Genomic DNA, 19,837 nt, shown 5'->3' on the forward strand with positions numbered 1-19,837 from the left:
GTCGGCCCACGCGATGTCGTCAACTCCCTCTCCTTCGGCCGTCAAGGCTTATTTGCTCGATTTGCAAAGCCGTATCGTGCAGGCGCTCGAAGCGCAGGACGGCAAGCCCTTCCTGACCGATGCCTGGCAGCGCCCCGAGGGCGGTGGCGGCATTTCGCGGCTGATCGAGGAAGGCAATGTGTTCGAGCGGGGCGGCGTGAATTTTTCGCACGTCACCGGTGCCGCGCTGCCGCCATCGGCAGCGGCTGCGCGCCCTGAACTGGGTGGCAAGGCATGGGAAGCGATGGGCGTGTCGCTGGTGCTGCATCCGCGCAATCCCTACGCGCCCACGGTGCACATGAATGTACGGTTCTTCACCACCGTGAATGCCGATGGCGAACCCGTATGGTGGTTTGGCGGCGGCATGGATTTGACGCCGTATTACGGCGACGCGGGCGACGTGAAGCACTTCCACCAGGTGTGCCATGATGCGCTGGCGCCGTTTGGCGACGAGCTGCATCCGAAGTTCAAGCAGTGGTGCGACGATTATTTCTACCTGAAGCACCGGCGCGAAGCGCGCGGCGCCGGCGGGATCTTCTTCGACGACTTCAACGCCCTGGGCTTTGACGACAGCTTTGCCATGATGCGCAGCGCCGGCGACGCCTTCATCGACGCCTATGTGCCGATCGTGGCGCGCCGCAAGGACACGCCCTACGGCGAACGCGAACGCGATTTCCAGTGCTACCGGCGCGGGCGCTATGTCGAGTTCAACCTGGTGTTCGACCGCGGCACCCTGTTCGGCCTGCAGTCGGGCGGACGCACCGAGGCGATCCTGATGTCGATGCCGCCCGTGGTGAAGTGGCGCTACGACTGGCACCCGGAAGCGGGCAGTCCGGAAGCGGCGTTGTATACTGACTTCCTCGTGCATCGCGACTGGCTGCAGGCGTGAAGGAAAGTGGTACGGCGTGCGTGACGCTGCTCGGCGGCAGCTACGATCCGGTACATAGTGGCCATGTCGCGCTGGGCACGCATTTTTCCAGCCTGCTGCACGCCGATGAACTGCGCGTGATACCGGCGGGCGCGCCCTGGCAAAAGGGCAGCCTGGGCGCCACCGGCCAGCAGCGCGCCGAGATGGCCGGCCTGGCCTTTGCCGGCCTGCCCCTGCCCGTGATGATCGACCGCCAGGAAATCGAGCGCAGCGAACATGGCCAGGCCAGCTACACCATCGATACCTTGCGCCAGGTACGCGCCGAGCTGGGACCGCGCGCTTCCATCGTTTTCCTGATGGGCGCCGACCAGCTGCAGCGGCTCGCGACATGGCGCGAATGGCAGCAATTATTTGAATACGCGCATATCTGCGTCGCGGCCCGCCCCGGCTTCGCGCTGAATGACACAGCAGTACCGCAAGTGGTCGCCGACGAATTTTCGCGCCGCCTGGGGTCTCTGGAAAGCATCCGCAACACGCCGCACGGTCTGACTTATCTGGCACAGGACTTCGCGGTGGATATCTCCGCCACCGAAATACGTGCGGCATTACAACGGGGGAATCGGGCGAACTCGCTTGTTTCCCCGCTAGTGCTAGACTATATTGAACAACATAATTTATACAAAAGCTAAATGGACATCAAAAAACTGCAAACCCTCGTCGTTGACGCCCTTGAAGACGTCAAAGGCCAAGACATCGCCGTCTTCGAAACGAGTCACCTGACCAGCCTGTTCGACCGCATCGCGATCGTCTCCGGCACCTCGAACCGTCAAACCAAGGCGCTGGCCGCCTCGGTGCGCGACAAGGTCAAGGACGCCGGCGGCCAGATCATCGGCATGGAAGGCGAGGAAACCGGTGAGTGGGTGCTGGTCGATCTGGGCGACATGATCGTTCACATCATGCAAGCGCCTATCCGCGCCTATTACCGCCTGGAAGAAATCTGGGGCGACACCCCGGTCAAGCTGGGCGCCGCCAAGCGCGCGCCGAAAAAAGCGGCCGGCGACGAGCCAAAAAAGGTCAGCGGCCATCTGGCGGCAAGCAAGGCCAATGTGGAAGCTGCGCCCGTGATCGAGAAAAAGACACCGGCCAAGAAAGCCACGGCTGCCACCGCCGCCAAGAAAGCCCCGGCGAAAAAAGCCACCGCTTCCAAAGCCGTCGGCAAGACCGTGAAAGTCGCGCCAACCAAGACCGAAGCGGCTGCCGTGAAAGCCTTGAAAGCGCTGCCAGAGAAAAAAGTACGCGCCCCACGCGCGGCCAAGCCGGCAGCCGATGCCGCACCGGCAAAAACCGTGATCAAGCGTATCAAAAAAGTCGAAGAGTAAGCCTCGATGCAGCTCATCATCGCTGCGGTCGGCCATAAAATGCCGGCCTGGATAGAGACGGGCTTCGCGGAATACGCGAAGCGCATGCCGCCGGAATTGCGCATCGTGCTGAAAGAAATAAAGCCGGTGGAGCGTTCCGGCAGCAAGACCGCCGCCACGGCGATGGCGCTCGAACGCGAGCGCATCGAAGCCGTCCTGCCCAAGGGCGTGCGCATCATCGCCCTCGACGAACGCGGCAAGGACCTGACCAGCGTCGGCCTGTCGCAGCAACTGATGGCGTGGCAGCAGGATGGCCGTGATACGGCTTTCCTGATCGGCGGCGCCGATGGCCTCGATCCGCAACTCAAGGCACGTGCCGAAGGCATGCTGCGCATTTCCAGCATGACCCTGCCGCACGGCGTGGTGCGCGTGATCCTCGCCGAGCAGCTGTACCGCGCGTGGTCGATCACGCAAAACCACCCCTATCACCGCGTCTGAACTCCCCCATGAAAACGGCTGATCACAAGATCTACCTCGCCTCCAAAAGCCCGCGCCGGCGCGAACTGCTGCGCCAGATCGGCGTCGATTTCGAATTGCTGCTGCTGCGCAGCGACGGCCCGCGCGGCGCCGACGTCACCGAGGAAGTCCTCCCCGGCGAGTCGGCGCTCGACTATGTCGCCCGCGTGTCGAATGAAAAAGCCGCCTTCGCGTGGGACCTTGTGCGCCGCCGCCACCTGACCCCGCGTCCCGTACTGGCGGCCGACACCACCGTCACCATCGACGGCGTCATCCTCGGCAAACCGGCCGACCGCGCGGAAGCCGTGGCCATGCTGGAGCAGCTGTCGGGCCGCACGCACGAGGTACTCACCTCGATCGCCGTGCACTACAAAAACTTTGCCGAGCAGCGCACGCAGGTATCGCAAGTGCGCTTCGGCGTGCTCTCGCCCGCCTCGATCGCCGCGTATTGCGCCACGCCGGAACCGTACGACAAGGCCGGCGCCTACGGCATCCAGGGCAGCGCCGCCCTGTTCGTCGAGCATATCGAAGGCAGCCATTCCGGCATCATGGGCCTGCCCCTGTACGAAACCGCACAATTGCTGCGGCTAGCTGGTTTGCCCCTGCCCTGATCCCGGGTATGATGTCATTCGTTGCCTCCACTCCCGCGCCTCCATGAACGAAGACATCCTGATCAATATCACGCCGCAAGAAACGCGCGTCGCCCTCATCCTGCAGGGCGCCGTGCAGGAATTGCACATCGAGCGCACGCTCACGCGCGGCCTGGCCGGCAATGTGTATTCCGGCAAGGTGGTGCGGGTGTTGCCGGGCATGCAATCGGCCTTCATCGACATCGGCCTGGAGCGCGCCGCCTTCCTGCACGTGGCCGACATCTGGGAAGCGCGCGGCCACGACGGCCAGAACGCGACACCGGCGCCGATCGAAAAAATCCTCTTCGACGGCCAGGTGCTGACGGTGCAGGTGATCAAGGACCCGATCGGCACCAAGGGCGCGCGCCTGTCGACGCAGATTTCCATCGCCGGGCGCATGCTCGTGTATCTGCCGCAAGACAAGCACATCGGCATCTCGCAGAAAATCGAAAAGGAAGCGGAGCGCGAGCAGTTGCGCGTGCGCCTGCAAAGCCTGCTGCCACCCGACGAAAAGGGCGGCTACATCGTGCGCACCATGGCCGAGGACGCGTCCGACGCGGACCTGAAGGCGGACGTCGATTACCTGAGAAAAACCTGGAGCACCATCACGCACGGCGCGCGCACGCGTCCCGCCACCAGTCTGCTGCATCAGGACTTGAGCCTGGCGCAGCGCGTGCTGCGCGACTTCGTCGGCGATGAAACGGCCACCATCCAGGTCGATTCGCGCGAAAACTACGTGAAATTGCGTGAATTCGCGGAAATCTACACGCCCAGCGAACTGACGCGCTTGCAGCACTACACGGGCGAGCGCCCGCTGTTCGACCTGTATGGCGTGGAAGAGGAAATCCTGCGCGCGCTGGGCCGCAGGGTCGACCTGAAATCGGGCGGCTACCTGATCGTCGACCAGACGGAAGCGATGACCACCATCGACGTCAACACGGGCGGCTTTGTCGGCGGGCGCAATTTCGCCGACACGATTTTCAAGACCAACTTGGAAGCGGCACACGCCATCGCGCGCCAGCTGCGCCTGCGCAACCTGGGCGGCATCATCATCCTCGACTTCATCGACATGGACAATGCCGAGCACCGCAACGCCGTGCTGGCCGAACTGAAACGCACGCTGTCGCGTGACCGCACCAAGGTTTCGGTGAGCAATTTCTCGCCACTGGGCCTGGTGGAAATGACGCGCAAGCGCACGCGCGAATCGCTGGCCCACATCCTGTGCGAACCGTGCCCCGCCTGCGCCGGCAAGGGCCAAGTCAAGACGTCGCGCACGATCTGCTATGAAATCCTGCGCGAACTGCTGCGCGAAGCAAAACAGTTCAACCCGCGCGAATTTCGCATCCTCGCGTCGCAGGAAGTCGTGGATCTGTTCCTCGAAGAAGAATCGCAGCACCTGGCCATGCTCGGTGATTTCATTGGCAAGAAAATCTCGCTGCAGGTGGAGAATGCCTACCACCAGGAGCAGTACGACGTCATCCTGATGTAGCCATGCCGGGCACCTCCGCCTTCTGGCGCGACCCGGCTCTGCCCCACGTGGAGAGCCGGCGCGCCTGCCACAGCCGGGCGTGCTACAAGCCGCACAGCCATCCCACGTTTTCCATCGGCGCCGTCGACTCCGGCGGCAGCATCTTTACGGGCAGCCAAGATGGCCAGGCCATGCTCGCCAATGGCAGCCTGGTGCTGGTGCCGGCCGGCTGCGTACATGCCTGCAATCCCCTGCCTGACGCCCTGTGGAGCTACCAGATGCTGCATCTCGATGCACAGTGGCTGCAGGCACACGCGCCGGCGCTCGATGGCGACACGGCGACGGTGCTGCACTGCCCGCTGCTGTACGCGCAGTTTTGCGCCATGAATGCACTGCTGTTTTCATCGGCCGGCACGGCGGAGAAAGATGCGGCGCTGCTGGCCTTCCTGGGCGCTTGCGCCAGCGTCCGTGCAGACGTGCTGCCCTCGGAACGCAAGCCCGTGCCGCAACGGCTGGCGCCCGTGCTCGCAACGCTGCAGACGCAACCGTCGGCCAGCCTGCGGCAAATGGCGCAAGCGGCGGGCCTGAGCCCGTATCAATTGATACGTGCCTTTCGCGCCGCCACGGGCATGACGCCGCACGCCTTCCAGTTGAACGCGCACGTCAACCGCGCGCGCAGCCGCTTGCAGGCGGGGACGGCGTTGGCCCAGCTGGCGCATGAACTGGGCTTTGCGGACCAGAGCCATTTCCAGCGCGTGTTCAAAGCCCATACGGGCATCACGCCGGGACGCTACCGCTAATCTGCAATTTTCTTCAATACAGGCTGCCGCCTGCCCCTGCATACTCGCGCTTCGCCATTGCCCGAGCCAACTCACATGCAGGATTTCCTCTTCATCGCCGCCGCCCACTTTCTTTCCCTGCTGTCACCCGGCCCCGATTTTTTCCTGATCGCGCGCACTTCGCTGGCCCACGGCTGGCGCGGCGCCGCCGGCACCTGCATGGGCATTACCGTGGCCAATGCCGTGTTTATCGTGGCGGCGTTTGCAGGACTGTCGGTGCTGAAGGCGGGCAGTACGGCCTTCATGGTGGTGCGGCTGGCGGGCTGCGCCTATCTGCTGTATCTGGGCTGGCTGTTCCTGCGCCATGCGGGCAAGAGCAGCCTGGAAGCCGCGCCCGCCACCGGCAAGGCGCGCTGGCGCGGCGGTATGGTGGTAGGGTTTGTCTCCGCCATCCTGAATCCGAAGAATGCGCTGTTCTACGTCAGCCTGGCCACCGTGCTGGCCGCCAGGCAAACGAGCCCGGCTGCGATGGCGGCGTATGGCGCGTGGATGGTCTTTGCCGTGCTGGCATGGGATATGGCGGTGGCGCTGGCCATCGGCAGCAGCGCCCTGCGGCAGCGCTTTGCCCGCGCGCTGCCGTTGCTGGAACGGCTGTCGGGTGTGATGCTGATTGCGTTGGCGGTGGCGTTACTGATTCAGGCCGGCAATGGATCCAGGTAAAACACGGCATACACTTTCAAGGGCGTCGTTTCCGTCGCCTTTTCCGAGCGCACGACGGAGCAATCGTCGGCGGCCAGACTGCGCCAGTTCTGGATGCCGGCCTTGGCGAACATGGCGTGCGCCGGAGCATTCGCGGCCAGGTCCAGCACCAGGCAGGCGTTGCGCGGGCCGGCGCCGTAGTTGACGGCGCGGATCTCGATGCCGAAGGTCGTCATCCATGGTTCCCACAGGCCTTTTTCCTTGCCTGCGGCGATGCGATCGAGCATCTCGCCAAAGGTCAAACCTTTCTTGACGGTATCGCGCAATGCTTGCAACGACGGCGCCAGGCGGGGATCGGGCTGCTTGTTGCCGGCGCGGATCTCGGCGATCGCCTTCAGTTCCTTGATGATGGCTGCATCGCGCTCCGTGTAGTCGCGCATGCGCGCGTAGAAGTCGGCGTCCAGGAAGGGATTGACGGTCAGCTTGGCGACGCCCTCTTCGCGGCGTTTCGGGGAAGGCGTGTTGGTTTTGGTCATGGCGGTAGAGGGCAAGAGAATCGATGAGGGGCGCCAGTTTAACATCATGGCGCGCAGGCGGCGGCGTCAGCGCCGCTTTAATGTTGCGCCCGACGGGTGCGGGGCGGCCACCGCGGTGCGCGCGACAGGCCGCATGAAGCCGCGCCGTGGCCCGAACAGGAAGACGGCGCCCGCATACAGTCCCGCCAGGGGGAAGCGCACCTCCCTGAGCAACTGGTGGAAAATGGCGATCGACTGGGCACGGGTGACGGGAATGTCGGCGCGCCACTGGCACAGCACGTCATGCACGAGGCTGGCATGATAGGTGGCCGGCAAGCCCAGGTGCTGCGCGCCATCGGGCGTGCCCACATAAAACAGGCCAAGCACGCTGATGCAGGGTGAACAACCATCCCAGGCATAGCCGGCGCGGATGCGGATCGCCGATTCGCGGATGGTGACCCACTCGTTTTCAAACTCTATGCCGTCAAGCAAGGGCGAGCAATAGCCATAGTCGCTGTCCAGCGCATAGCGCCAGGCGTTGCCGGGCATGCCGAAATTCTTCGGCATCAGCCGCCTCCCTGCTGTGCTTGCTTGGCTCTCGTCTGCATGGCGTTGCCTTGATCATTATCAATATCAAGATTTAAACATACTCGGCAGAAAGAAGGGCAAGAAGGTGTCAGGCGCGCGGCGCGGCAGTCGATTCGCGCACCACGAGTTCGGGTTTCAGGCGCACGTCGAGCACCGGCGAATCGGGCGAGGCGATGGTTTGCAGGATCAGCCGGGCCGCTTCCGTGCCGATGCCGTGGTGGCGGATGCGGATGGTGGTCAGCGGTGGGCGGATCATGTCCATGTACGGCATGTCGTTGTGGCCCACGACGGAAATATCTTCGGGGCAACTCAAGCCCAGTTCGCGGATGGCGTCGTAGCAGCCGAGAGCCACCAGGTCGCTGCCCGTCACCACGGCCGTCGTTTGCGGCGAATGGCGCAGCAGTTCCAGCAACGCCTCCTTGCCGCATTCGCGCGAATAGCCGCTGCTTTCAAAGACGAACGCTTGCGAAGGATCGAGTTCGCTGGCCTGGATCGCGGCCAGGAAACCGAGGCGGCGCACGTGGCCGGTAGACAAGTTTTCCGGACCCGCGATGTGCGCGATATGGCGGTGGCCCAGCGCCAGCAAGTGCTCGACGGCCAGGCGCATGCCGACCACGTCGTCGCTGACGACACAGGACGCCACGCCGTTTTCATCGCTGCGGTTGACGGTCACGACAGGCACATTCTGGTCGATGCACATCTTGATGACGGGATCGTCGCGGCGCGCCGTGGCCAGGATCAGGCCATCGACCTGCTGCCCCAGCAGGCGGTTGATGACGAACAGCTGCTCTTCCTCGTCGGCCCCCACGTTGGCGACGATGGCCAGGTAGCCATGCTTGCGCAAGCCTTCCTCGATGCCCAGCAAAATCGGCGGAAAAACCGCGTTGGTAATGTCGGGCAAGACCACGCCGATGATGCGCGACTTGCGCGTAACCAAGGTGGAGGCGGCGCGGTTGGGCCGGTAGCCGAGCCGGCCCGCTTCGGCCAGCACGCGCGCAGCCACCTCGGCGCTGACCATTTGCCGCGTTGCCGGGTTCATCACGCGCGACACGGTGGAAAAGTGCACGCCGCTGGCCCGCGCAACGTCGCTTAAGGTGGGGTTCTTGTTTGTCATGGGCTTCCCGGATCGCAATACCGTGATTTTATCGCAAAAAATGCCCATTCCGTCAAAAACCGAGCAAACGCTTGCATTGAAATAATGCCGCTGCCCAAAGCGGTTTTGTTACGCTTAAGTACAATCCAGCCTTGACAGCGTGCAAACGCTTGCATACCATGGCTCGGACTTACCACTCGGGCCATGCATGCCCTTCCCAGAATTCCTATGTCTACTTCGCACAGCAAGCACGCCGAACAGAACGGCGAGACCTTCAACCTGAAAGAAGCCGCCCTCGCCTATCACGCGGAACCCCGCGCGGGCAAGATTTCCGTCACGCCCACCAAACCGCTGGGCGACGCCCGCGCCCTGACCCTGGCGTACTCGCCGGGCGTGGCGTTTGCCTGCGAAGCCATCGTGGAAGATCCGCGCACGGCCGGCATTTACACGTCGCGCAGCAACCTGGTGGCAGTGATCACCAACGGCACGGCCGTGCTGGGCCTGGGCGATATCGGCCCGCTGGCCAGCAAACCGGTCATGGAAGGCAAGGCTTGCCTGTTCAAGCAGTTCGCCGACGTCGATGTATTCGACATCGAACTGGCCGAGAACGACCCCGACTTGTTCATCGACACCGTCGTGCGCATGGAGCCGACCTTCGGCGGCATCAACCTGGAAGACATCAAGGCGCCCGACTGCTTCTACATCGAACAGCAATTGCGCAAGCGCATGAACATTCCCGTCTTCCACGACGACCAGCACGGCACGGCCATCATCGTCGCGGCCGGCATCCTGAACGGCCTGGAACTGGTGGGCAAGGATATCGGTAACGTCAAGGTGGCCGTCTCGGGCGCGGGCGCGGCCTCGATCGCCTGCCTGGACTTGCTCGTCTCGCTGGGCCTGAACAAGTCGCTGCTGAAAGTGTGCGACAGCCAGGGCGTGATCTACCCGGGCCGCGATGCCAACATGGAAGAGAACAAGGCGCGCTACGCGAACGACACGAGCGACCGCGACCTGGCCGATGCCATGGTCGGCGCCGACATTTTCATCGGCGTCTCGAAGGGCGGCGTGGTCAGCGCACAGATGGTTGAATCGATGGCCGCCAAGCCCTTGATCTTTGCCCTGGCCAATCCGCATCCGGAAATCGCCCCGGAAAAAGTGCATGCCGTGCGTGACGACGCCATCGTCGCCACGGGCCGCTCGGATTACCCGAACCAGATCAACAACGTGCTGTGCTTCCCCTACATCTTCCGCGGTGCGCTCGACGTGGGCGCCACCACCATCAACGAAGAAATGAAGCTGGCCTGCGTGCGCGCCATTGCCGCGCTGGCCAAGGAGCCGCTGCCGGGCCACGAGAGCAGCGCCTTGAGCCCGCTGCAACTGATACCGTCGCCGTTCGACGAGCGTCTGCGCAGCTGGGTCGCGCCTGCCGTATCGCAAGCGGCCATCGCCACCGGCGTCGCCACGCGCGTGCCAGCCACCGCCTGAGACGCATGACAGGCCTTGCGGCCTTGGCAAAATAACAGCAAGTTACCATTGCTTACAAAAAAACCATGGCTAAAAACCATGGTTTTTTACATTCTCCTCCTTGAGACCGTCTACATAGTTGTCGAAGAGTCAATTCCGTACAGGCGTTTTTGCAGCCACCTTCGATTACAATGACGCCTACTTTATGTTGCTACAGTTGCCATCATGGCGACACGTGCGTTACCAAGGATATTCATGCTCGGCCTGACCTCTGTTTGTGTTTTTCTCTTTTCGGCATTGGCGCTGGCTGTCAACAGCGGATACTCCCTTGGCGCGCTGGTTCTTCTGCTGGCCAGCAGCTGGCTGCTGTGGAAACGCCCCCGCCTGAACCTGCAACGCCGCGATTATCTGATACTCGGTACCCTGCTGCTGTACTTCGCCATCTTTACCGCCAATATGCTGTATCACGGCGATCCGGCACGCGAACTCGACATGCCCCTGCGGGCACTGCTGGCCGTGCCCGTGCTGCTGCTGCTGCTCGCCTATCCGCCGCGGCCGGCGGCCTGGTGGGGCGGCTTGGCCATCGGTGCGATCGCCGGCGCAGCGCTGGCCTTCACACAGTTCGACCCAAATCGCCCATTCCGCCCGCAAGCGGCAACCAGCAATCCCATTCACTACGGCAATGTCAGCGTGCTGTTGGGATTGTTGTCGCTATGCGGCCTGGAATGGGCCTGCGCGCAGCGCCAGCGGCTGGCATGGATTGTCCTGTTGCTGGCCGGTTGCCTGGCCGGAATCTCCGGTTCCATTCTGAGCGGCAGCCGCGGTGGCTGGATTGCCATGCCAGTCTGCGGATGCATATTTGTCGTCCACTATGCGAGAACACGCGGCAAGCGCTATATGACTGGACTGCTGGCAGTGCTACTGGCCGTGGCTGTATTGTCCTATGCAGTGCCCAATTCACCTGTACTTGAGCGAACGACAGATGCCGTAGAAGATTTGAAAAAATTTGAAGGGAGTGACAACGTCAGCACATCCGTCGGCCAAAGGCTGGAAATGTGGCGTACCGCACTAACTTTATCGGAGGACCATATATGGCTCGGCATGGGACGTAACGGCTATTTAGATGCAAAGAAAGAGCTGTCAACAAAAGGAAAAATGAGCGAAATCGTGTTGCATTATACCAACGCCCATAATGACTACCTCGACGCACTCGTCAAACGCGGCATCATTGGCTTGGCGGCATTGCTGGCGCTTTTCCTGGTACCGCTGACTCTGTTTGCGTGCGCCCTGCGTCACGGCCCCGTCGCGCCCGACCGTTCTGCGCTGGCAGGCGTGATACTGTGCAGCTGCTATATGATTTTTGGCCTGACGACGAGCTCGCTAACCTTGAATATCGGCATCATCATGCTGGTCTTCCCGATGGTGATATTGTGGGCTCTGTTGCGCCAGCAAGAACGCACCGCCTGAGCTCGTTTTTCGCCTGACTGTTTTTGCTGCCCCTGCAAGGAATCGTACCGATGCTGACGCCCGACCTGAAGCGCCTCACCGCGCTGCACGCGCCCTATAAGAAACACCTGGCCCTGGCCCTGCTGGCGATGGTCGTCACAGCGGGCACGGAACCGCTGCTGCCGTATGCGCTCAAGTTGCTGCTCGACAATGGTTTTGGCGGCAAGGTGAGTTTTTCCTTCTGGCTGGTGCCACTGATCGTCATCGGTATCTTTGCCATCCGCGGCGCCTCGACGTTTGCCAGCAGCTACCTGATGAGCTATGTCTCCACGCGCATCCTCAACGAATTGCGGCGCCGGATGTTTGCCAGCATGCTGAACTTGCCCATCGACTTCTACAACACGCACACGGTGGGCAAAGTCATCAACTCAATCATGTTTGAAGTGCAGCAGATCATCGAGATGGTGACCAAGGTGTTTACCTCGATCGTGCGCTCCTCGCTGACCGTGCTGGGCCTGCTGGCGTGGCTGCTGTACCTGAACTGGGCACTGACCCTGGTCACCCTGGTGCTGCTGCCCGTGCTGACCATCGTCGTGCGCACCACGGGCAAGCGCCTGAAAAAACTCAACCGCGACTCGCTGGCCGTCAATGCCGAACTGACCCAGGTCATCGAGGAAACCACGCGCGCGCAGCAAGTGATCAAGATCTTCGGCGGCCAGGCCTACGAGAAAGCCCGCTTCGAAGAACGCGCCGAACAATTGCGCCGCTACAGCATGCGCATGACGACGACCTTTTCCGCGACCGTGCCCATCACGCAGGTGATCACGGCCGCCGCCGTGGCCCTGGTCATCGTGATGGCCCTGTTCCAGTCGGAGCAGGGTCAGATCACGGTCGGTGGCTTTGTTTCCTTCATCACGGCCATGCTGATGCTGCTGACGCCCTTGAAGCAATTGGCCGAAGTCAACGGTCCCCTGCAGCGCGGCATGGCCGCCGCGGAGGAAGTCTTTTTGCTGATCGACAAGACGCCGGAACGCACGGGCGGCAAGCCGCTCGCTGGCCGCAGCAAAGGCTGCATCGAGTTCAGGGACGTGAGCTTTGCCTACCCCGGACATCCGGAGCCGGCCCTGCAGCACATCGACCTGAGCATCGCGCCAGGGCAAACGGTCGCCTTTGTCGGCATGTCCGGCGGCGGCAAATCGACCCTGGTCAGCCTGCTGCCCGGCTTTTACTCGGCCAGCAGCGGTGAAATCTTGCTCGATGGACAGAATATCGATGCCATCGCCTTGACCAGCCTGCGCAGCCAGATCGCCATGGTCAGCCAGCAGGTGGTGCTGTTCGACGATACCCTGGCCGCCAATATCGCGTATGGCGATGCGGCCCCGGACCGGCAGCGCATCGAAGCGGCCGCCGCAGCCGCCTTCCTGTCGGACGTCATCGACGGCTTGCCCGACGGCCTGGAAACGCGCCTGGGCGATAACGGTTCGCGCCTGTCCGGCGGCCAGCGCCAGCGCGTGGCCATCGCCCGCGCGATCTACAAGGATGCGCCCATCCTGATCCTCGATGAAGCCACCTCGGCACTGGATACGGAGGCGGAACGGGCCGTGCAAGCGGCACTCGAGCACCTGATGCAAGGGAAAACCACCTTAGTTATTGCTCATCGGCTATCAACAATTGAACGTGCGGACCGTATCGTGGTATTGTCACATGGGAAAATAATGGAAACCGGCAGTCACCAGCAATTATTGGATGCCAACGGCGCGTATGCCAACCTCCATCGCCTGCAATTTTCCCAGCAAGTGCTATGACACCACCGAATGAATACCTGAAATCGTACTGATACATGACGCCCTTGATTCCCGCCGAACTTCTACAAAAGTCGGACAAAATTCTTTTCATCGCCCATCTGGCGCTGGGAGACTTCACCTACCTGCAAAACGGTTTCCGCGCCTTTGCCGCGGCCTACCCGCATATCCAGATCCACCTGTGGGTGGACGAAGTACGCCGCACATCCGACGCCAAACAATGGGAAAGCTTGCGCACCTATTCGCTGTACGACTGGGTGGAACAATCGGGCCTGTTTTCCAAGGTGTACCGCAAGACCTATAGCCCCGCACTGTACGAAGAGTCACTGCGCGAAGCCAAGGCCGAGCACTATCCTGTCGTCGTGTCGCTTGCCCACGTACGGCCGCAGCAATATGCGGACCTTGCCCGCGCAATCAGCCCGCACGGACTGGTGATCGGCACGCGCAAGCCATTCAGCCCGCTACGCCCCTGGCATTACCTGGCCTACCGCAAGATCGATGCCGTGCTGGCCTCGTATGCGGGACAGGATGCCGGCGAGCACCATATCAGCAGCGTGTATGCGGACTGGTTCCATCAATTGACGGGACTCGACATTCCCGTGGCCGAACGCTATCCCTTCGTGCACATTCCCGAACATGCATTGCAGCAGGCGCAGGAGCAGTTGGCCGCCTGGGGCTTTGCCCCGCGCCAGGGGCCGCTCGTGCTATTGAACCCGTTTGCCAAGTCGCACAAGCGCGGCTGGCCCCTGGAGCGCATTGCCGAGCTGATCACGCGCATGCAAGCGATGCCGAAATGGCAGCATGCCTGCTTCCTGATCAATGCCATGCCGCAGGAACTGGCCAAGGTGAATGCCGTCGTCCAGGCGCATAACTTGCCGCGTACGCAAGCCTTCAGTGCCGTCGACAACTTTTTCCAGCTGCCGGCCATGCTGGCGCAATGCGACCTGATTATTTCGGTGGAAACATCAATCATGCATCTGGCGAACGCCGTGCATGTGCCCGTGGTGGCATTGATGCGCAAGAAGAATCCGGAATGGGCCCCCTTCGACAGCGCCAACAGCACCGTCATCACGGTGGCGCGGCGCAGCGACTGGGTCAAGGCGATTTCAAGCGATCAGGTATTGCAGACCATCGCCTAGAGAACGCTTCATCCGCTAGCCGGTGGCCAGCATGCTGATGCGCACCAGGTCGGCCACATTATCGACGCCCAGCTTGTCCATCAGGCGCGCCTTGTGCACTTCCACCGTGCGCACGGAAATGCCCAGCGCCGGGGCGATATCGCGGTTGTGCTGGCCCGTCACCACCAACTGCATCACTTCGCGCTCGCGCGGCGTCAAGGCGCGCAGCAAGGCCAGCCCGTCCACCTGGCGCTGCAACTGGCAGCGCGCATGCGCCTCGCGCGAAAACGCTTCATCGATGGCGGCCAGCAGCTTGTCGTGATCAAATGGTTTTTCCAGGAAATCGCTGGCTTGCGCCTTGAATGCCTGGCGTGCCAGCGCCACGTCGCCGTGCCCCGTAATGATGATGATCGGCAGCAGGCATTTGCGCTCCAGCAAGCAGCGCTGCAGGCTCAGGCCATCCATGCCCGACATGCGGATATCGATCAGCAGACAGCCGGCCCACTCGGGCCGCCAGCTGTGCAGGAAATCCTCGCCGCAGGAAAACAGGGCCGTGCGGTAGCCGCGTATGCCCAACAGCAAACCCAGCGCATCGCGCACGGCGGGATCGTCGTCCACGATAAACACCGTCAAATTACTTGTCACCATACTCTCCCGTAGCGCCTGCACCGGCGTGCGCCAGGGGCAGGATAAAACGAAACATGCCATGCTTGCCCACTTCGGCCCAGAGCTGGCCGCCATGCGCTTCGACGATACTGCGGCTGAGCACCAACCCCAGCCCCAGGCCGCTGGCCTTGGTCGAGACGAACGGTTCGAACAGGCGTGCGGCCAAGCTGTTGGAAATGCCGGGGCCGCTATCTTCCACGGACAGGCGCAGCCGGCCGCCCTCGAGCGGCTCGGCCGAGACCGTGATCCGGCGCTGGCCGCGCGGCTGGCCCATCACCGCATCCTGTGCATTGGCCAGCAGGTTACGCAGTACCAGCTCGATCTGCAGGCGGTCCGCGTTGACGGCCAGCGGCGACGGCGGCGCCAGCGCCAGCTCGATGCCATGCTCGTGGAACAGCGGCGTGAACTGGCGTGCCAGGCCCTCGATCAGCTCACTCGCCCGCACCGCCTCGAGCTGCATCGCGCCCGTGCGGAAAAAGTCGCGCAGGCGGCGCACCACGTCCGCGGCGCGTCCCGATTCGACGATCATGTGTCCGATGGCGCCTTGCAGCAAGACGCCGCTCTCGCCCCGTTCCAGCAGGTATTCACACGCCTTGCCATAGGTCGACAAGGCCGTCAGCGGCTGGTTCAGCTCGTGCGCCAAGGCGGCCGCCATTTCGCCGGCGGCCGCCAGGCGCAGCGTGTGCTTCAGCTCATCGGCCACTTGCCGCATTTCATCGACGACGATGCCGATAAAAAAGCCCACCAGCGCCAGCACGGCGTCGAGCAGTTGCAGTTCATAGAACTGAATATCGACGGCATGCGTCCATTTCACCAAGGTGATGATGCATAGCTGCAATACAAATACGGCCAGCATGGCGCCGTGCAAGCCCTGGCGCGAGGCGGCCCAAATGACGGGAAGAAACAGGAAATAGAAATGCTTGTATTCGGAACGCACGATGGAACCGAAGAGGCTCCACAGCACGAAGCTGGCCAGGGCCAGGTACGCCAGGGTTTCCCAGCGCCAGACGGCGGTATGCAGGCGCTCGCGCCCGCGCTCGCTGAACAGCACCCAGATCAGCGGCATCGACACCAGCATGCCGACCGTGTCGCCGATGCCGAAACGCCAGACGGCCGTGCCCCATTCGCCGGCCGGTATGCGCCCCGTGAGCGACAGCAGGGAAATGTAGCCGAGCGCATTGAGCGCGGTGCCCAGCAGCACGATGAGAACCCAGGCGCTCAGGCGGCGCCGGTTGTCGAAGATGTCGCTGCTGCTGAAACTGCGGCGCAGGACTGCGCCGATACCACCATAGCCGAGCACCAGCCACGCCGAACAGAGCAAGGTCAGGGGCAGGCCCGCCGGCATGCCGCGCACCAGCACCTCGCCGGCCACCAGGGCGATGAACCATGGCAGCGCCGCCTTGCGGCCATGGATCAGCCAAAACACGAGGCCCAGCGCGGGATCGGGATTCCACGGGGTAATGTTCAGCCCGTACATCGGGTCGATATACGTGGCCCAGTCAAACAGCAGATACAGGCCGACAAAGGCGGGATACGGCAGGTAGCGGGACAGGAATGGACGCATAACGGTGTTTTTTTAACTGTCCCGCATTATGCATCGCAAGCGTGCGCCACGCCATGTCATCTTGCGTTATATGCACATGACATAATTTTCATGCAATACCGCAAGACCTGCCAGCGCGGTCAGACCACGGCCAAGGGCAAGCGCACCTCCACCAGCAAGCCCAGGCCGCCGTTACCGCTGTGCAGCTGAATCGTGCCGCCATGCTGGCGCACGACGGAAGCGACGATGGACAAGCCCAGGCCACTGCCTGGCTGCACCTGCTGCGGCGCGCGGAAAAAGCGGTCGAACACGCGCTCATACAGCGCCGGCGCGATGCCCGGTCCCTGGTCGGCCACATGCAACACGGCCTGGCCCCGCTCCGCATGCAGCGACACTGTCACGCTGCTGCCGCGCGGGCTGTACTTGATGGCGTTTTCCACCAGGTTGTCGATCAACGAAACGAGACTCTCGCGCTGTCCCGGCACGCTGAGCGAGACGCTGGCTTGCAATTCAAGCTCGATATCGCCGGCCTGGGCCAGGCCGGACAGGGCCGCCAGGCGGTCTTGCAGCAAGGTGTCGAGCGCCTGCCGCCGCGGCAACTCGCCCGCGCCCGCCTGCACTTCGCTGCGCGTCAGCTGCAGCAGCTGGCCCACCAGGCGCGCAGCCCGGTTGCCGCTGTTCAAGATACCGTCCAGCAGTTCTTGTTCGCGCGCATCATGTACCTGGCCCTGCAAAGCCTCGACATTCACGCGCATGGCAGCCAATGGCGTGCGCAGCTCATGCGTGGCATCGGCGATGAAGCTGCGTTCGCGCGCGGCGCTGGCGTCGACCCGCTGCAGCAGTGCATTGATATTGTCGACCAGTGCAGCCAGTTCGCCATGCGGCGGCTTGAACGCCAGCGGACGCAAATCCTGCGGCCCGCGCGCCGCCACCTCCTGCGCCAGCTTGCGCCACGGTCGCATGGCAAGGCGGATCGACAGCCAGGCCGGCACCAGCAGGAACGGCAGGCTGATCAGCAACGGCAGCAGGTAGTAACCGCGTGAATTGATCGTGATGAACAATTGCCAGGCGCCTCCCGCTTCCAGCACCGTCACGCGCGTATTGCCCTCGTCCAGGCTGCGGCTGCGCCAAGCCTGGCCCTTGATGTACACCACTTCCATCTGCTCCGGGCCGGCGCTGCGGATACCGCTGGGCGCATCGGGCGACTTGTAGACCAGCTTGCCTTCGCGCCAGACCAGGATGCGCGGCGCCAGTTCCGGCACCTGTCCCGTTTCAAACTCCTCGCGCAAGGCTTCGTCGATGGCGCGCAAGCTTTGTTCCTGGCGCTGCGGCTGCTCGGCCAGGTTATCGGCCACGCTGATAATGGCGTGCAGGACGCCGCGGCTCACGTCGCTCGCTTCGTCCGCCCCCTCGACCAGCACATACGCCACGGCCAGGCTCCACACCATGGTCAGCATCAGCATTTGCGCCATCATCAGGCGGCGTACCAGGGTAGGCCGGCGCAGCATGGCCCAGAAACGCCCCATCATGCGCCAGTACCCGGCGCGGTGGACGGTTCGCCCTGCTGGTCGATGACATAGCCGACGCCGCGCACGGTGCGGATATACCCTTCCCCTATCTTGCGGCGCAGGTTGCCCATGTGCACATCGAGGGTATTGCTGGCATTGGCCAACCCGCCGGGCAAGATGTGCTCTTCCAGCACGCGGCGCGTGATGACCCGGTTGGCGCGCATCAGCAAGGTCTTCAGCAGCGCATATTCACTGGCCGTGAGCTCCACCGGCCGGCCGTGCACGCTGACACGGCGCGTGGGCACTTGCAGCAGCAGGCCGCGCAACTCGATGGTGTCGCCGTCGAAACCATAGCTGCGGCGCGCCAGGGCGCGCACGCGCGACAGCAGCTCGGCCAGCACGAAGGGCTTGACCAGGTAGTCATCAGCGCCGCCGTCCAGGCCCCGCAAGCGCTGTTCCAGCGTGTCGCGGGCGCTGAGGATCAGCACGGGCAGACGGGCCGTGCGCAAGCGGGCCAGCAAATCGAGGCCATCGCCATCGGGCAAGCCCAGGTCCAGCAGCACCAGCTCGCAACTGTCGTGCTCGATGCTGCGCGCCGCATCCTCGAGGCTGCGCACCCAGACCACTTGCATGCCCTGGTCGCGCAAGGCGATCCGCACGCCATTGCCCAGGTCCATATCGTCTTCAATCAGCAGTATCTTCATGGTGAGTATTAAACCACCGCAAGCTGAAGAAAGGGTAAAGAAGCGCTCTTCATGCAATCTTAATAAAAGGCTCATTTTTCCTTCATGGCAAGGGCAGATACTGTCGGCAGTCAATCGAGCCACTCCGGACTCGGTTCTCCACCTGACGGAAAACTCCATGCACGCATCTACAACCTTGTTGACCTCGCTGGCACTGGCTTGCGGCCTGAGCTTGAATCCCCTGGCTGCCGCGGCGGCCGAACCGGCTGCGGAAAATGTCTTCACCATCGGCGGCGGTGTCGCCGCCGTGTCCAGCTATTCCGGCGCCGACAAGCTGTCGGCCTCGCCGCTGATCATCCTCGATTACGCCATGGCCAATGGCCTGTTCTTCAGCACTTCGCGCGGCATCGGCTATGGCGGCGAGGCCGGCCCCTTCAGCTATAGCGCTGCCTTGGGCTACCGCGGCAACCGCGAAGACCACAAGCGCAATGGCGCCAACGGCTGGGGCGGCAGCGATTACCTGAAGGGCATGGGCGAAGTCAAGGGCAACGCCAGCGCCCTGCTCAGCGCTGGCTATTCGCCATTGCCGGGCCTGTCGCTGAGCGTGTCGAGCGACATTCCCCTGTCGAACCGCGAAAACGGTGCGAACGTGCATTTCGAAGCGACGGGCCAGGTCTACGGCAGGTCCGATGCCAAAGGCATGCAGAAGGACAGCGTGACCATCGGTGGCCAGCTGGGCTGGGGCGAGCGCAAATACGTGCAGACCATGTATGGCGTGACGGCCACCCAGGCCGCGAACACCTCGTTCAAGCAATACACGCCCAAGGCCGGTTTCTATGAAGCGCAAGCCACCGTCAACTGGGAGCACCGCTTCGATGCGCGCTGGGGCATCAATACCCTGGTCGGCGTCGAGAGCCGCCTGGGCGACGCGGCCAAGAGCCCCATCGTGCAGCGCAAGACCTCGCCGATCGGCGCCGTGTACGTCACCTACCGCTATTAAAACAAGGCTGGCATAAGGGGAACCCGTACGCTGTTTCGCCAATTTACAGGAGGAG

General features: G+C 62.9%; 19 protein-coding genes and 1 pseudogene. 13 read left to right on the plus strand and 7 right to left on the minus strand.

The genetic code is table 11. The annotated features are described in order from the left end of the window. The first annotated feature begins 13 nt into the window (after window positions 1–13). The 8 genes from hemF (at window position 14) to AC4BCN_RS24875 (ending at window position 6,377) form a co-directional block, all read left to right on the plus strand. The gene (gene hemF, locus AC4BCN_RS24840) at window positions 14–928 is read left to right on the plus strand and encodes an oxygen-dependent coproporphyrinogen oxidase (protein ID WP_490491997.1); all 915 of its coding nucleotides are present in this window, start codon (window positions 14–16) and stop codon (window positions 926–928) included. Between the two features lie 20 nt (window positions 929–948). Next, window positions 949–1,596: a nicotinate (nicotinamide) nucleotide adenylyltransferase gene (gene nadD, locus AC4BCN_RS24845; RefSeq protein WP_223278931.1), complete on the plus strand. Its 648-nt coding sequence runs from the start codon at window positions 949–951 to the stop codon at window positions 1,594–1,596. Continuing rightward, window positions 1,597–2,286 carry a ribosome silencing factor gene (rsfS, locus tag AC4BCN_RS24850; RefSeq protein WP_490491998.1) on the plus strand — a complete coding sequence of 230 codons (690 nt, stop codon included), beginning with the start codon at window positions 1,597–1,599 and terminating at the stop codon, window positions 2,284–2,286. A 6-nt stretch (window positions 2,287–2,292) separates the two neighbouring features. Next, the gene (gene rlmH, locus AC4BCN_RS24855; RefSeq protein WP_034747108.1) at window positions 2,293–2,763 is read left to right on the plus strand and encodes a 23S rRNA (pseudouridine(1915)-N(3))-methyltransferase RlmH; all 471 of its coding nucleotides are present in this window, start codon (window positions 2,293–2,295) and stop codon (window positions 2,761–2,763) included. Window positions 2,764–2,771: 8 nt separating this feature from the next. Continuing rightward, a complete protein-coding gene (locus tag AC4BCN_RS24860) occupies window positions 2,772–3,392 on the plus strand; it encodes a Maf family protein (protein ID WP_128142043.1) in 621 nt (206 codons plus the stop codon). 43 nt (window positions 3,393–3,435) lie between these two features. Then, window positions 3,436–4,899 (plus strand): ribonuclease G, encoded by a 1,464-nt coding sequence (gene rng, locus AC4BCN_RS24865; protein ID WP_034747098.1) that lies wholly within the window; start codon window positions 3,436–3,438, stop codon window positions 4,897–4,899. 2 nt (window positions 4,900–4,901) lie between these two features. Then, the gene (locus AC4BCN_RS24870) at window positions 4,902–5,678 is read left to right on the plus strand and encodes an AraC family transcriptional regulator (RefSeq protein WP_139091137.1); all 777 of its coding nucleotides are present in this window, start codon (window positions 4,902–4,904) and stop codon (window positions 5,676–5,678) included. Window positions 5,679–5,753: 75 nt separating this feature from the next. Further along, window positions 5,754–6,377, plus strand: coding sequence for a LysE family translocator (locus tag AC4BCN_RS24875; protein ID WP_490491999.1), 624 nt, complete (start codon window positions 5,754–5,756; stop codon window positions 6,375–6,377). Here the strand turns inward: AC4BCN_RS24875 and AC4BCN_RS24880 are convergent. From AC4BCN_RS24880 to AC4BCN_RS24890, 3 genes are all read right to left on the minus strand, one after another. Further along, window positions 6,353–6,892, minus strand: coding sequence for a hypothetical protein (locus AC4BCN_RS24880; protein ID WP_252867309.1), 540 nt, complete (start codon window positions 6,890–6,892; stop codon window positions 6,353–6,355). The two genes, AC4BCN_RS24875 and AC4BCN_RS24880, sit on opposite strands and share 25 nt — an antisense overlap. Window positions 6,893–6,958: 66 nt before the next feature. Next, the gene (locus AC4BCN_RS24885) at window positions 6,959–7,438 is read right to left on the minus strand and encodes a hypothetical protein (RefSeq protein ID WP_490492000.1); all 480 of its coding nucleotides are present in this window, start codon (window positions 7,436–7,438) and stop codon (window positions 6,959–6,961) included. A gap of 109 nt (window positions 7,439–7,547) precedes the next feature. Beyond that, window positions 7,548–8,573: a LacI family DNA-binding transcriptional regulator gene (locus tag AC4BCN_RS24890; RefSeq protein WP_128142040.1), complete on the minus strand. Its 1,026-nt coding sequence runs from the start codon at window positions 8,571–8,573 to the stop codon at window positions 7,548–7,550. Window positions 8,574–8,780: 207 nt separating this feature from the next. Between AC4BCN_RS24890 and AC4BCN_RS24895 the strand changes: the two are divergent. The 4 genes and pseudogenes from AC4BCN_RS24895 to AC4BCN_RS24910 form a co-directional block, all read left to right on the plus strand. Continuing rightward, a pseudogene (locus AC4BCN_RS24895) lies at window positions 8,781–10,019 on the plus strand (malic enzyme-like NAD(P)-binding protein); the annotation flags it as partial. Window positions 10,020–10,271: 252 nt separating this feature from the next. Continuing rightward, on the plus strand, window positions 10,272–11,483 hold the full coding sequence (locus AC4BCN_RS24900; protein ID WP_490492001.1) for an O-antigen ligase family protein: 1,212 nt from the start codon (window positions 10,272–10,274) through the stop codon (window positions 11,481–11,483). Window positions 11,484–11,533: 50 nt separating this feature from the next. Then, the gene (gene msbA, locus AC4BCN_RS24905; RefSeq protein WP_139091141.1) at window positions 11,534–13,267 is read left to right on the plus strand and encodes a lipid A export permease/ATP-binding protein MsbA; all 1,734 of its coding nucleotides are present in this window, start codon (window positions 11,534–11,536) and stop codon (window positions 13,265–13,267) included. Between the two features lie 35 nt (window positions 13,268–13,302). After that, window positions 13,303–14,403 carry a glycosyltransferase family 9 protein gene (locus AC4BCN_RS24910; protein ID WP_139091142.1) on the plus strand — a complete coding sequence of 367 codons (1,101 nt, stop codon included), beginning with the start codon at window positions 13,303–13,305 and terminating at the stop codon, window positions 14,401–14,403. 15 nt (window positions 14,404–14,418) lie between these two features. On the opposite strand, the gene AC4BCN_RS24915 is transcribed toward AC4BCN_RS24910, so the two are convergent. From AC4BCN_RS24915 to AC4BCN_RS24930, 4 genes are all read right to left on the minus strand, one after another. Next, window positions 14,419–15,030, minus strand: a complete 612-nt coding sequence (locus AC4BCN_RS24915; protein ID WP_189396615.1) for a response regulator transcription factor — start codon at window positions 15,028–15,030, stop codon at window positions 14,419–14,421. Beyond that, entirely contained in the window at window positions 15,017–16,612 is a 1,596-nt protein-coding gene (locus AC4BCN_RS24920; RefSeq protein ID WP_490492002.1) for an ATP-binding protein, read from the minus strand. The genes AC4BCN_RS24915 and AC4BCN_RS24920 overlap by 14 nt, the downstream gene beginning before the upstream one ends. A gap of 119 nt (window positions 16,613–16,731) precedes the next feature. After that, the gene (locus tag AC4BCN_RS24925; protein ID WP_490492003.1) at window positions 16,732–18,120 is read right to left on the minus strand and encodes an ATP-binding protein; all 1,389 of its coding nucleotides are present in this window, start codon (window positions 18,118–18,120) and stop codon (window positions 16,732–16,734) included. Further along, complete coding sequence (locus AC4BCN_RS24930; protein ID WP_490492004.1) at window positions 18,117–18,803, minus strand: response regulator; 687 nt, start codon at window positions 18,801–18,803, stop codon at window positions 18,117–18,119. The genes AC4BCN_RS24925 and AC4BCN_RS24930 overlap by 4 nt, the downstream gene beginning before the upstream one ends. A gap of 157 nt (window positions 18,804–18,960) precedes the next feature. On the opposite strand from AC4BCN_RS24930, the gene AC4BCN_RS24935 reads away from it, so the two are divergent. Further along, window positions 18,961–19,782, plus strand: a complete 822-nt coding sequence (locus AC4BCN_RS24935; RefSeq protein WP_485881219.1) for a MipA/OmpV family protein — start codon at window positions 18,961–18,963, stop codon at window positions 19,780–19,782. Window positions 19,783–19,837: the final 55 nt, after the last annotated feature.

It is taken from the genome of Janthinobacterium sp. Bl 1 (assembly GCF_058215535.1).